General features: G+C 62.9%; 11 protein-coding genes and 2 pseudogenes. 9 read left to right on the top strand and 4 right to left on the bottom strand.

Annotated features, from left to right (window positions below; all coding sequences use genetic code 11):
- Positions 1 to 948 (top strand): cation diffusion facilitator family transporter, encoded by a 948-nt coding sequence (locus tag FJ428_RS07680; protein WP_140561428.1) that lies wholly within the window; start codon positions 1 to 3, stop codon positions 946 to 948.
- A gap of 6 nt (positions 949 to 954) precedes the next feature.
- On the opposite strand, the pseudogene FJ428_RS30620 reads toward FJ428_RS07680, so the two are convergent.
- The 3 genes and pseudogenes from FJ428_RS30620 to FJ428_RS07695 all read right to left on the bottom strand — a co-directional run bounded on the left by FJ428_RS30620 (position 955) and on the right by FJ428_RS07695 (position 2,738).
- A pseudogene (locus FJ428_RS30620) lies at positions 955 to 1,338 on the bottom strand (type II toxin-antitoxin system VapC family toxin).
- Entirely contained in the window at positions 1,335 to 1,580 is a 246-nt protein-coding gene (gene vapB, locus FJ428_RS07690; RefSeq protein WP_140561430.1) for a type II toxin-antitoxin system VapB family antitoxin, read from the bottom strand. The pseudogene FJ428_RS30620 and the gene vapB overlap by 4 nt, the downstream one beginning before the upstream one ends.
- A 66-nt stretch (positions 1,581 to 1,646) precedes the next feature.
- Positions 1,647 to 2,738 (bottom strand): hypothetical protein, encoded by a 1,092-nt coding sequence (locus FJ428_RS07695; protein WP_140567143.1) that lies wholly within the window; start codon positions 2,736 to 2,738, stop codon positions 1,647 to 1,649.
- 102 nt (positions 2,739 to 2,840) lie between these two features.
- Here FJ428_RS07695 and FJ428_RS07700 point away from each other — a divergent pair, with 102 nt between their 5' ends.
- The 5 genes and pseudogenes from FJ428_RS07700 (at position 2,841) to FJ428_RS07720 (ending at position 5,938) form a co-directional block, all read left to right on the top strand.
- On the top strand, positions 2,841 to 3,278 hold the full coding sequence (locus FJ428_RS07700; RefSeq protein WP_140524937.1) for a DsrE family protein: 438 nt from the start codon (positions 2,841 to 2,843) through the stop codon (positions 3,276 to 3,278).
- A gap of 67 nt (positions 3,279 to 3,345) precedes the next feature.
- Positions 3,346 to 4,137, top strand: coding sequence for an SDR family oxidoreductase (locus tag FJ428_RS07705; RefSeq protein WP_140879191.1), 792 nt, complete (start codon positions 3,346 to 3,348; stop codon positions 4,135 to 4,137).
- Between the two features lie 63 nt (positions 4,138 to 4,200).
- A complete protein-coding gene (locus FJ428_RS07710) occupies positions 4,201 to 4,509 on the top strand; it encodes a putative quinol monooxygenase (protein ID WP_140496083.1) in 309 nt (102 codons plus the stop codon).
- Between the two features lie 5 nt (positions 4,510 to 4,514).
- Positions 4,515 to 4,772: pseudogene (locus FJ428_RS07715) on the top strand (type II toxin-antitoxin system prevent-host-death family antitoxin).
- A gap of 62 nt (positions 4,773 to 4,834) precedes the next feature.
- Positions 4,835 to 5,938: an AbrB family transcriptional regulator gene (locus tag FJ428_RS07720; RefSeq protein WP_140879193.1), complete on the top strand. Its 1,104-nt coding sequence runs from the start codon at positions 4,835 to 4,837 to the stop codon at positions 5,936 to 5,938.
- Positions 5,939 to 5,978: 40 nt separating this feature from the next.
- On the opposite strand, the gene FJ428_RS07725 is transcribed toward FJ428_RS07720, so the two are convergent.
- Positions 5,979 to 7,001, bottom strand: a complete 1,023-nt coding sequence (locus tag FJ428_RS07725) for a siderophore-interacting protein (protein ID WP_224518883.1) — start codon at positions 6,999 to 7,001, stop codon at positions 5,979 to 5,981.
- A gap of 592 nt (positions 7,002 to 7,593) precedes the next feature.
- Here FJ428_RS07725 and leuA point away from each other — a divergent pair.
- The 3 genes from leuA to FJ428_RS07745 all read left to right on the top strand — a co-directional run bounded on the left by leuA (position 7,594) and on the right by FJ428_RS07745 (position 12,421).
- Positions 7,594 to 9,330: a 2-isopropylmalate synthase gene (gene leuA, locus FJ428_RS07735; RefSeq protein WP_140657050.1), complete on the top strand. Its 1,737-nt coding sequence runs from the start codon at positions 7,594 to 7,596 to the stop codon at positions 9,328 to 9,330.
- Between the two features lie 182 nt (positions 9,331 to 9,512).
- Complete coding sequence (locus tag FJ428_RS07740; RefSeq protein ID WP_140879194.1) at positions 9,513 to 11,288, top strand: hypothetical protein; 1,776 nt, start codon at positions 9,513 to 9,515, stop codon at positions 11,286 to 11,288.
- Positions 11,289 to 11,617: 329 nt separating this feature from the next.
- Complete coding sequence (locus FJ428_RS07745) at positions 11,618 to 12,421, top strand: alpha/beta fold hydrolase (RefSeq protein WP_140518309.1); 804 nt, start codon at positions 11,618 to 11,620, stop codon at positions 12,419 to 12,421.
- Positions 12,422 to 12,486 lie beyond the last annotated feature (65 nt).

The following is a 12,486-nucleotide window of genomic DNA, read 5'->3' on the forward strand; positions in this document are numbered from 1 at the left end:
ATGGTCGAAACGCGGGACACGATGGCGGTCGCGGCGAAGGCGGCGACCAGGCGCAAGGTCGCAAGGCTTGCCTTCTGGTCGATCGTCGTCGCTTGTGTGGTGCTCGCACTCAAGCTTGCCGCCTGGTACATCACCGGTTCCGTCGCACTCTATTCGGACGCGCTGGAATCGATCGTCAACGTCATCGCCTCGGCCGCCGCGTTCTGGGCGATCCAGGTCAGCTACAAGCCTGCCGACCAGGACCATCCGTTCGGCCACCACAAGGCCGAGTATTTCTCGGCCGTCCTGGAAGGCGTGCTGATCGTGGTCGCGGCACTCCTGATCCTGAACGAGGTCTGGCAATCCTGGCTCCACCCCGTCCCGCTCCAGCAGCCTTGGGAAGGGCTTGCCGTCAACGGTGTGGCGACGGTCATAAACGCCTTCTGGGCCTGGGCGCTGATCCGTACAGGGCGCAACGCAAGATCGCCGGCACTGGTCGCCGACGGCCAACACATCATGACCGACGTCGTGACCTCGGTCGGCGTCTTCGCCGGCCTTGTCGGCGCGGTGCTGACCGGATGGCAGATCCTCGATCCGGCGCTGGCCGTGATCGTCGCGCTCAACATTCTTTGGCAGGGCTGGCATGTTATCGGCTCGTCGATGAACGGGCTGATGGACCGCGCAGTCGACACCCAGGAGCATATGCGCATCCGCGACATCATTTCGGCCAATTGCAAAGGCGCGCTCGAAGTGCACGACCTCAAGACACGCATCGCCGGCCGCGCCACCTTCATCGAATTCCATCTCGTCGTCGATGCCGACATGTCGGTCGGCGCCAGCCATGTCATCTGCGACCGCATCGAGGATGCGCTGCAGGCGGAAATCCCTTCCGTGCGCGTCACCATCCATGTCGAGCCCGATGATGAGGCCAAGCTGCCGAAGGGCACGACGGCGGTGCCGTTCGCGTGAGGCAGTTCACCACGTCTCGACTGACAGAGCTTTGATCCGCTCGAAGTCCCGGATATTGCGGGTCATCAGCGTAAGATCGCGCGCGCGCCTGCCCACCAATCAACGCATCGTAGGGACCAATTGGAGTTCCCAATGTGGCAAGCGTTGCCCGAATTTCTCCGGCATGTCTCGCGTCTTCCCGATCGAATTCGAGCACAGGAAACTGCAGAGCCTCGATACGCGCCAAATTTTCGACCCGTCGCTAGCTCTTTTCAGCACCATAGTACAGTTCGTGCACGACGATAGGCGAGACGGCAAAGTCCTGCGGCCTATGCCGTTTCAGCAGGCAAGCAGACCCTCATCGCCCTTCATGACCGCGATGACGGCATTGGTGTCGAGCAGGTAGATCACTTGAAGACGTCGCCCAAGGCAGCTCGATCCTGCCCGTCCTGACGTTCCAGCGCTGCCTCTGCGAAATCATTATCAAGCGGTCCAATCACTTGGTCGAGCCACGCCCAGTCCTGCGCAAGCGGTTCCAAGATGACGGTTTGCCCGTGACGGCGTATCGAGACCTCCTCTGTGTCGAAACGGAACTCCTTCGGCAGGCGCACGGCTTGGGACCTGCCTGACCAGAACACTTTTGCTTTGTCCATCGTGCTATCCTCAAATGAGATATAGCAAAGATATATCCCTTCGCGCTGACCTAAACAGGGCTCCGCTCAAGGCGCGCAAGCCGATTGCGGCATCGGTTCCAGCCGGTAGATCTTATCGTCCGACTTCGTCTTGCCGTCGGCTGCCTGTGAACAGAAATCGACGATCGCCAGGCTGTTGTTGGGATTGGCCAGCATCATCATGCCATTGGCGCCGCGCTTGAGGAAAATCTCCTTCTGCGTGATATCGCAGGAGAAATCGCTCATCTTCGAACTCGCCGCGCAGCGCCACTGGTCGGCCTCGCCCTGGCAGGAATAGACCTGCGTGACCTTGCCCGACTGTTGCCGCGTCGTGACCGAAACGGCGATGTCGGCGCCGTCAGGCCAATTGGCAAGGTCGCCGCCCGCCGCGAATGAAGCCAGTTCGACCGGCCCACGGAACACGCGGATCGACTGCGTCAGTTGGTCGGGATGCGAACCGAAATGCGCGGCATCGTAGTCGCGTCCGTAGCAGAAGGCCTGGTCGGGCTTCAGCCGGTCGCGCAGCGGCGGACCCATCGCTGGGTCGATCGGGTCGATGCGGGCGAACTCCGCCTTGCAGGTCGCTGCCGGCATCGGGTCGAGACGGAAATTGTCGTCCCGCGACCCCAGCGCCTGCCTGTTGTATTCAGTCGTGCCGAGTTCCTCCTCGGAACCGGCATCGAGATAGACATCGGGCTGCAGGTCCGAAAGGATCAGCCGGCCCTTGTGGTCGACTTTCAGCGACGCCAGCGTGCGGTCGCATTCCATGCCGCAATGGATCGGGTTTGATGCGCCATCCTCGGATTGGTGACTACACCAGCCGCCGGCCCATTCCGGAGCCTTGGCGCCACGCACCGTGGTGGTGACGAAGCCATTGTAGGACGTGCCGGCATTCGCGGCCGGTTCCTCGTTCGGCCTGCTGACCGGATCATGGCCGTAGTAGAAGAAGATCCGGGCCACCTTCTGCTCCGGATGCGCCTTGAGGTGGTTGGCATCGTAGATGCGGCCGAAACAGGCGTCCTGACCGTTGGGACTGAGTTCGGTGAGCTTGGCCGCCTCGTCGGCGAAAGCCGTCGCGCCCAGCAGGCTCAACAAGGCCGCTCCGGACAGGACGCTTGCCAGTCTCTGTTCGAACGCCATGTGACCCTCCGCATCGGCAGGACGCGACGCCGATTTATGCTACACTCGGCGTCGCGGCCACGCAATTCGCGGCCATCTGTCAACCCGGGGGGAACCATCGCCATGCGTCGACGCGACATGTTCCGCGCGATTCTCGTCGGAGCCGGCACGCTGATTGGACTGCGGGTGGCGCAAGCCGCGGCCACCGAGGCCACGAGATTGAAGGTCGCCTATCATCTCAGTGACCTCGACAAGGTCAATTTCGTGCTGGGCAACATCAAGAACCATTACGAAGGCACCGGCGGCAATGTCGATATCGCGCTGGTCGTCCATGGTCCGGCTCTTGCCGGTTTCAAGTCGAAGGGCATATCGGCGGCGATCTCCGGTCGTTTCACCGGTCTCGTCCAGCAAGGGCTCGATCCGCATGCCTGCGCCAACACCATGCACGGCATGGATATTTCGCTCGCCGACCTGCTCGACGGTTTTCATGCGGCCGACAGTGGCGGCGTCGTCAAGCTCGCCGAACTGCAAAGCCAGGGCTATGCCTATCTCAGGCCTTGAAGCTGCATGGACTGAATGCAAGGGTAGCAAGACCAGCTAAGAACCGCGAAATCCCGGAGAAACGACAGTGCCAGCGACAACCACTCCCCTCGGGCTTGTCATTCCCGATCTCGCCGGCAAGGCGGTGCTGGTCACCGGCGCCTCGACCGGCATCGGCGCGGCGCTCGCCTTGGCTTATGCGGCGCAGAAATGTCTGGTCGCACTGCACTACAATTCCAGCCGTGACGCCGCCGAGAAACTTGGCAAGGCCATTCGCGACAATGGCGGCGAGGTGCTTCTCGTCCAGGGCGATTTTTCCCTGGCCGCCGACGTCGAACGCGTCGTCGAGGACAGCGCGCAGCATTTCGGCCGCCTCGACGGGCTGGTCAACAATGCCGGCGGGATGCTCGGCCGCGTGCCCTACGCCGAGCAGACAGAGGCGCATTACGACGCGGTGATGGATCTCAACGCGCGTTCGGTGCTGACCGCCTCGCGCAAGGCGATGCCGTGGTTGAAGAGACAAGGCGGCTTCATCGTCAACACCTCCTCGATCGCCGCCCGCAACGGCGCCGGCGGTGGCGCCGGGCTTTACGGCTCGGCCAAGGCTTTCGTCTCCAACGTCACGCGCGGCATGGCCAAGGAACTGATCGGCTTCGGCATTCGCGTCAACGCGGTGGCACCCGGCACCATTCTCACGCCGTTCCACGAACGCTACTCGACCGAAGAGCAGATCAGGGGCATGGTTGCCACCATTCCGCAGGGGCGCGCCGGCACGGCTGAAGATTGCGTCGGTGCTTATCTGTTCCTCTCCTCCGATCTGTTGAGCGGCTACATCACCGGCCAGGTGATCGAGGTGAATGGTGGCCAGTTGATGCCTTGAGCCGCGACCTGCATACTGACGAACGGTATACTCTTGTCGAAAACGCTGAAGGGAGACGAAGGGATGTACGGTCTGATCGGCAAGATGCGGGCGGCCCGCGGCCAGCGCGACGCTGTCATGGACGTCCTGCGCGCCAGCACCGGCGCCCTGCCCGGCTGCCTGAGCTATATCGTTGCCACCGACCCGGCCGATGCCGATGCCATCTGGGTCACAGAAGTGTGGACTGACCAGGCAAGCCACAAAGCCTCGCTGCAGCTTCCCGAAGTCCAGGCGGCCATCGCCAAAGCGAGGCCCTTCATCGCCGGCTTCGAGTTCCAGGTGGAAACCAACCCCGTCGGCGGCTTTGGATTGGCTGACGACAAGACGGGCTGATCCGGGTGGACGACTCGACGCAGATCGTAAACATTAGCGATGCGAAGGCCAATCTTTCACGTCTCGTTCAGCGAGCCGCCAACGGCGAACCTTTCATGATCGCCAAGGCTGGCAAGTCATTGGTCAAGGTCATTCCTATGGATCAATCGGAGCCGGTATAATCGCGACGGGTTGGCTTTATGGCTGGTCAGTTTTCGGTGTCCGACCGTTTCGATCGCATGAGCGGTGGAGAAATCGAGCAACTGTTCGGCACAGACATCTGAGGCGACCGCTTTTCGATGCAGCGGGGGTTCGCATCCCTTACCGCTCAGTCTAAGACCAGAACATGGATTCCTCGCCCAAGCAGCCGTCTCCTGGCCAGCCGGCCGTCGAGCGCATGGCGCGCATGCGCAAGCCTTGGCAATGGCTGGCCCTCCTCGTCATTTCCGTGCTGTTTGCCGGTGCGCTCGAACTGGCCGCGCTGCCGGCGGCGCTGCTCATCGGGCCGATGCTGGCGGCCATCGTCGCCGGCACCAACGGCGCCACCGTGCGCGTGCCGCGGCTTCTGTTCGGCTCCGCCCAGGCGATCGTCGGCTGCCTCATCGCCGCTTCGATCTCGGCCGACATTTTTCGCGTCTTCTACGCCGAATGGCCGCTGTTCCTCGGCGCAGTGACAGCCACCGTCGCGGCGTCCAGCCTGCTCGGCTGGCTGATCAGCCGGTGGCGCATCTTGCCCGGCACGACCGCCGTCTGGGGATCCTCCCCAGGCGCGGCCACCGCAATGGTGCTGATGGCCGGCGCCTTTGGCGCCGACCAGCGCCTCGTCGCCTTCATGCAGTATCTGCGTGTCATCTTCGTCTCGATGACGGCGGCCATTGTCGCCAAGATGTGGGTCGAAACGTCAGGCGTCGAAATCCCGCCGATTATCTGGTTTCCGCCGATCGATGCTCAAGCCTTAGCAGCAACCATTGGCATCGCGCTGGTCGGCGGGCTGGCGGGAAAGCTTTGCCGGCTGCCTTCGCCCTCCTTTCTGGGCACCTTCATCTTCGGCGCGTTGATCCAACTTGGCCTCGGCGTGCCGATGCAATTGCCGCCCTGGCTGCTGGCTGTCAGTTACGCCATGGTCGGATGGTCGATCGGGCTGAACTTCACCAGGCCGATCCTGCGCCATGCGACACGGGCCCTGCCGCAGATCGTCGCTTCGATCGTGGCTCTGATCGCCTTTTGCGGCGGCCTCGCCTTCATGATCAGCCATCTGCTCGGCATCGATCCGCTGACCGCCTATCTCGCGACCAGCCCCGGCGGCATGGACAGCGTCGCCATCATCGCCGCCGCCGCCCAGAACGTCGACATCTCCTTCATCATGGCGCTCCAGTCGGCGCGTTTCCTGATCGTGCTGCTTGTCGGCCCGAGCATCGCGCGGCTGGTAGCGCGCGCGGTGAAGGAATAGGCTGCTCCGCCCCGGCTGCCGGCATACTTATGGATCGATCCTAACCCTCGTCGTCGCCCTCGGCCTGCGCGTCGCGACGCCAATAGGCCGTTACCAGGTGCCGGTCGCGGCCCAGGCCCCACTCCTTGCGCACGATCTTGCGGATCTCGCGGAAGTCCGTGAACTCGCATCCGGCCCAGACGTAGAGGTTATCGGCAAGCGCCATGTGGCTGCGCTCGCGCAGGGCGGCCGCCAGCAGGCCGGCGGTGCCGGCCGCGCGGTCGTGCCGGTAAAGCCAGGTGATTTCGATGTTGTCGCCTTGCGCCAGCGCGATGCGGTCGTCCGGGCCATCGACCTCGATGAGCGCCTCGACGCGGGTTGACGGCCGCAGTTCCCCCAGAATCCGGCCAATTGCCGGCAGCGCTGTGTCGTCGCCGACCAGCAGCAGGGTCGGCGCCGTCGGCGTCTCGCCGCCGCTTGGCCCGATCATGCCGATCACGTCTCCCGCCACCGCGTTCTGCGCGAATGTGGCAGCGGGCGTGTCATGGTCGGGGTGCAGCACGAAATCGACATCGAGCCAACCGCTTATCGGATCCACCGCCCGGATCGTGTAGATGCGGACGGTGAGCGCATCCTCACCGGCAGGCCACACAAGCAGGCCGTCGGCGCCCATCGAGGGCCAAACGGGCGGCCTGCCCCGCGGCGGCAGCAGCAGCCGGATGTGCAGGCCGCCATGAGTAAACCGGCCAAGATCATCGCCTGCAAAGCGCAGGCGCTGCATATGCGGAGAAATCCGCGTTGACGACACAACCGTGATTTCGCGGAAGAAGATTGGGGTGCCGGTGTCGCTGCCGTCGCCTTGCCAGCGCAGTCCGCTCGTCGTTCCAAGGTGCTGCGCGACGTGGCCGGCGACCGTCATCTTCATGTAGGACAGGCAGGTTTCGTCTACGGCCGAGACGCGGATCAGCATGGAGTCGCCCTCGAGTGCCGCGCTCAGCGAACCGTAGTACAGGCGAAGTTCCCATCGATCGGCAACACCGGTCTCGACCTCGAATTCGCTGTGCTCGGTGCGCAGCCGGTCCATCACCGACCTGATCGCCGCATCGCTGATCCGGGTTTGCGCTCGCAGTTGGTCCATCGTTCGCGTCTTTCGAAACGGTTTGAAGCAATCGGCCGCAGGAGGGCCGCGCCGGCAGCGGCATGCCATAGACGTTCCGAAGTTTCCACAGAAACTTGAATACATAAGTCATCTTATATATTGAACCGCTACGTCCCGTTGGCGGCCAGGTCCGGCCTCGGCCTGTTGGAAGGGCACGCACGTCGGCGACGTCAGACGGAACGTGGCCCGGCACGCGCCCGGCTGTCGGCATGGCTTTCGGTACGGCTTGCCTCCGGCTGGCCGCTCCTGTATGAAAACCGCCATGAACACGCGCGCCACCACCGCTTCCCGTCAGACCGGCTTTGCCGGCGAGACCGTGCGCGCGCTTGCCTCGACGCTGCTTCTTCTCGGCCTTATCGGCGATCGCCGGGTTCGCTGAAGGAGCGCCCGGCGGTCGAGCCGCCGCGCAAGCGCATGCTCCTTGGCAGTCACATCAAGCGAACGAAAATCTGGTAAAGGCGCCACTCGCCACCCATCCGCCTGAAGGCGGATTCGAGGGTCGCCGGGAGAAACGACGATGAACGCACGAGAAGAAATCCGCGTAAGCGAGGCCCCGGCGGGCCAGCAGAACGGCGGCATGCCGGACGCCGCCCGCAAGTACCAACCCTACCCAATCGTCGGCCTCACCGACCGGACCTGGCCCTCGAAAGTGATCGACAAGGCGCCAATCTGGTGCTCGGTCGACCTGCGCGACGGCAACCAGGCGCTGATCGACCCGATGGGCCACGAACGCAAGGCGCGCATGTTCGCGCTGCTGCTCGACATGGGTTTCAAGGAGATCGAGATCGGTTTTCCTTCGGCCTCGCAGACCGATTTCGACTTCGCCCGCTGGTGCATCGAAGAGGGCAGCGTACCGGCCGACGTTTCGCTGCAGGTGCTGGTGCAGTGCCGGCCCGAACTGATCACCCGCACCTTCGAAGCGCTCAGGGGCGCCACCAACCCGATCGTGCATTTCTACAATTCGACCAGCGAGTTGCAGCGCCGCGTCGTCTTCGAGAAGGACGTCGCCGGCATCAAGCGCATCGCCACCGATGCCGCCAAGATGATCACCGACATGGCAGCGGGTGCCGGCGGCGGCTACCGTTTCGAATACTCGCCCGAAAGCTTCACCGGCACCGAGCTCGAGGTGGCGCTGGAGATCTGCAACGCGGTCACCGAGATCGTGAAGCCGACGCCTGACAACAAGCTCATCATCAACCTGCCGTCGACCGTCGAGATGTCGACGCCCAATATCTATGCCGACCGCATCGAGTGGATGTGCCGCAATCTCGACAGGCGCGAGAACCTGATCATTTCGCTGCACCCGCATAATGACCGTGGCACCGGCATCGCCACCACCGAGCTCGGCCTGATGGCCGGCGCCGATCGCGTCGAAGGCACGCTGTTCGGCAATGGCGAGCGCACCGGCAATGTCGACATCGTCACGCTGGCGCTCAACATGTACACGCAAGGCGTCGATCCGAAGCTGGACTGCTCCGACATCAACCGGATGAAGGATGTCTACGAATATTCGAACCAGCTGAAGATTCCCGAGCGCCATCCCTATGTGGGCGAACTCGTCTACACCGCCTTTTCCGGCTCGCACCAGGATGCCATCAACAAGGGTATGAAGGCGCTGAAGAAGGCCAACACGCCAGTGTGGGAGGTTCCCTACCTGCCGATCGACCCGGCCGATGTCGGCCGCAGCTACGAAGCCATCATCCGCATCAACTCGCAGTCCGGCAAGGGCGGCATCGCCTATGTGCTGCAGGCGGATTACGGGCTCAACCTGCCGCGCAACCTGCAGATCGAGTTTAGCCAGGCAATCCAGGCGATCACCGATGCCGAAGGCAAGGAAGTGCCGGCCAGGCGCATCTATGAGCGCTTCCTCGATACCTATGTCGACCAGCCGGGCGCCAGGCTGAAATTCCTCGATCACCACACCTATCCGGACACCGAGGTAAAGGGCCGGCGCGTTGTCGAGGCGGTCATTATCGACGACGGCAAGGAGATGACGATATCAGGCACAGGCACAGGCCCGATCGACGGCTTCGTCGATGCGCTGTCGCGCCATGTCGGCGTCGATATGTCGGTGCTCGACTATTCCGAGCACTCGATGCAGCGCGGTTCGAACGCCTCGGCCATTTCCTATGTCGAGATGGAACATCCTGACGGCAAGCTGTTCGGCGCAGGCATCAACACCAACATCGTCGCTGCCTCGCTGGAGGCCGTGGTGTCCGCCGCCAACCGGATTATCGGCAAAAGAGCCGGTTGATACAGGCCTGGAACGAATTCGGGACCATCGTCGTTTAGCGATTGGTCCCGACTTTTGTGTCATTAACCACCGGGAAATTATCCGGTGTGGTACGCGATCGCATAATACGTGTATGCTTGTACGGTGGTGCGGTAACGATATGATCGCGCCTCAACCTGTGCCGACTTCGAGAGGATCGACACTTGCAGCATGCCACGCCTGCCGCCCCCGCAGTGCGCGAGACACTGGAGCGACTGCTTGCCAGCGAAACGTTCGGGAGATCCGAGCGCGCGCGCAAATTGCTTCGCTATCTCGTCGAGCGCGAGCAGGCCGGGGAAGCCGACAGGCTCAAGGGCTTTTCCATCGCTATGGATGTTTTCGGCAAGGACGGCGATTTCGATCCGTCCACCGATGCCGTCGTGCGGGTGCAGGCGGGCCGCCTGCGCGAACTGCTGCAACATTATTTCGCCAATGAAGGCATTGCCGAGCCGGTCCGCATAGCCATTCCGCGCGGCGGTTACGTCCCGGCCTACGAACTCAATGCCATCCGCCTGCCGCAAGCAGCGGAAGCCGCCAGTCACGCAGAGCCGACAGCCAGCCTGCCCGAACAGTCCGGTGCCGCCGATGATGCCGCACCCATGGCGGCCTTGCTCGGCCAGGTTCCTGCGGCGGGCCTCTCGGTGACGCGCCATCTCAGGTTCTTCTGGATCGCGATCGCCGTGGTTATCGCCATGTTGGGCGTTCTGATCCTGCGCCAGGGCGGCGGTGCCTTGCTGGCGGGAGGCGACATCCCGGCAACGTTCGAGACCGCCGGCGAAACCGGCAGCATCACGCCGTCTCCCATGGTCGAAGCGCTGCCGCTCGTCTACATCGCCCTCAGGGCCAACACTCCCAATGCCAGTCGCGTCGCCGCATCGCTGCGTGCCGGCCTGAGCGGCTTTGATACGATCGACTTCATCGGTCGCAACACCGTCAACAAAGCCGATCCGGTCGCCGATGCGACGAGTTTCATTTTCGATATCCTGCCTGGACCAGACGCGGGCGACGTTACCATCGAACTGCAAAGCTTGGCGTCCGGACGGGTGCTGTTGTCGCGCAACCTGACCGCCGCCGACAGCGCACCAACCGTAGTCGAGGATCGCATATCCAGCATTCTCAGTGCGGCACTTCCCGCTTCTGGCACCATCTACAATTACATCGAGCAGTCCGGCGCGGAGACCGGCCTGACGCAGTGCCTGCTGCTCAACGACAAATACTATCTCGACCAGAACGCCAGGACTCACGAGACCGCCTATCGTTGCCTCGAAGCCCTTGCCAACAGTGGCGCGAAATCGTCACTGGTTTATTCGGAACTCGCCTCATTGCATTTGGAGGCCGTGACCGACCACTACGCCTACCCGCCGGACGCAACGATCGAGAAGGCGATGACGTTTGCCCATCGCGCCGTGCAGATGGGGCCGACCAGCCCGTACGCACATCGCTCCTACGGCTACATCAATTCGCGCCTCGGCAATGCCGACGAGGCCCTGCGATGGATGCGGAAGGCCCATGATCTTAACCCCTACGATCTCGCCATGGCCGCCGCCTATGGCTACGGGCTGGTTTTCGCCGGCCGGTACGCCGAAGGAACACCTCTTCTGGCGCATGCCGTGGATGCCTCGAGCGGCCACCCGACCTGGTGGGACTTTGGGCTTTTCGCCGGAGAATTAATGCTGGGCGATACCAGCAAGGCAGCGATAGCCAGCAGCGCTCTGAGAACCACTGCGGCGAAATCGCACTATCTCGCCGCCCGTCTGATCGGCGCCAAGATCGCCGGTCGGGACAACCAGGCACGCAGGCTGCTTGATGAGCTGATAACCGAATTTCCGAAATTCGCCGCCAATCCGCGCGCAACCTTTATCGACAGAAAATATCCCGCCGATCTGACCGAGCGGCTGGTCGACGCCTTGCGTGCCGCCGGGCTCTTCAACGCGAGCTAGATGTGAGCCATTCCAGGGCAGCTAGTGTCGGGTTCCCTTCCGGAGTTGCGTGAAAATGAGGACTTCAAGCGGACAGCGAGTCCATCGAATAATGAAAGGCCCAAAAGCGTTTCGCGTCGAAACGGATTCATGCGACACGCCTTAGGTCTTTTTGCTCGTGCGTGTCGTTCGCCCAAATCGAGGTCGCTTTTGGGAGCGGCATCCACCAGCAGCCGGCTCGCTGTTCGGCCAATCGCCTAATCGCGAAAATTTTACTGGCGAATGCTCTGGACTAGGAGCAATTCAGCCACATTTCCATCGCGCCTTCTCGAATAAAGCCTCAATCTTTCATGACTTCATCACTTTATGCCGACGAACGGGGTGTGGGTTCGAAGACCATCGTCCTGCTGCATGGTTTTGGCGGCAGCCACGATGTCTGGCGCGAGGTGATCTCCTTGCTGCCGCCTTCCGTACGCACATTGGCCTATGATCTGCCGGGACACGGCCTGTCGCTCGACTTTCCGTCGGCCGGACCGGCCAAGGTCGCGGCAAACGCCATCCTTGCCGACCTCTCCGCACGCGCGATCAAGCGCGTCCACCTCGTCGGCCATTCGATGGGCGGCGCGGTTGCAGCGCTGATGGCGTTGGCGGAGCCGGCAAAAGTCGCCTCGCTGACGCTCCTGGCGCCGGGCGGTTTTGGCCCCGAAATCAATGGACCGTTGTTGCGCCGCTTTGCCCGCGCGCAGGACCTGGCCGAAGTCCAGGCCTGCCTCGCCGAAATGTCCGGCCCTCGAGCCGCGCCCTCGCGTCGCATGGCCGAATTGCTGTGCGAAATGCGCGGCCGCCCCGGACAAACCGAAAAGCTCGTCGAGATCGCGGCCGCCATGACCAGGAGCGATCGACAGGGCGTCATCCCGCGCGAGCGGCTCGATGCGCTGAACATGCCGGTGATGGTGGCGTGGGGATCGGATGACGCCGTTCTACCCTTTACCCAAGTGGATGACCCGCCGGAGCGCTTCCATGTGCACCATGTGCTGGAGGCCGGCCATATGCTGGCCGAGGAAGCGCCCGACCTGATCGCCGAGATCATTCGCCGCAACAGCAATCGCCGCGTCGGGCCGCAACGGGTGAAACTGTCCGCCGCGGCCAGCTGACTTCTTCCGTCTGCGCCGCCAACGGCGACCCTTGATGCATTGATCTCGCCAGTGCATTTTGCCGG

Source organism: Mesorhizobium sp. B2-8-1 (assembly GCF_006440955.1).
Lineage (GTDB): Bacteria > Pseudomonadota > Alphaproteobacteria > Rhizobiales > Rhizobiaceae > Mesorhizobium.

Coding starts and splice junctions, on each gene's coding strand:
- FJ428_RS07695 (WP_140567143.1), bottom strand. CDS start 2,738: ATGGCGTTCGAACAGAGACTGGCAAGCGTCCTGTCCGGAGCGGCCTTG.
- leuA (WP_140657050.1), top strand. CDS start 7,594: ATGAACGCACGAGAAGAAATCCGCGTAAGCGAGGCCCCGGCGGGCCAG.
- FJ428_RS07725 (WP_224518883.1), bottom strand. CDS start 7,001: ATGGACCGGCTGCGCACCGAGCACAGCGAATTCGAGGTCGAGACCGGT.
- FJ428_RS07720 (WP_140879193.1), top strand. CDS start 4,835: ATGGATTCCTCGCCCAAGCAGCCGTCTCCTGGCCAGCCGGCCGTCGAG.
- FJ428_RS07680 (WP_140561428.1), top strand. CDS start 1: ATGGTCGAAACGCGGGACACGATGGCGGTCGCGGCGAAGGCGGCGACC.
- vapB (WP_140561430.1), bottom strand. CDS start 1,580: ATGGACAAAGCAAAAGTGTTCTGGTCAGGCAGGTCCCAAGCCGTGCGC.
- FJ428_RS07710 (WP_140496083.1), top strand. CDS start 4,201: ATGTACGGTCTGATCGGCAAGATGCGGGCGGCCCGCGGCCAGCGCGAC.
- FJ428_RS07700 (WP_140524937.1), top strand. CDS start 2,841: ATGCGTCGACGCGACATGTTCCGCGCGATTCTCGTCGGAGCCGGCACG.
- FJ428_RS07745 (WP_140518309.1), top strand. CDS start 11,618: ATGACTTCATCACTTTATGCCGACGAACGGGGTGTGGGTTCGAAGACC.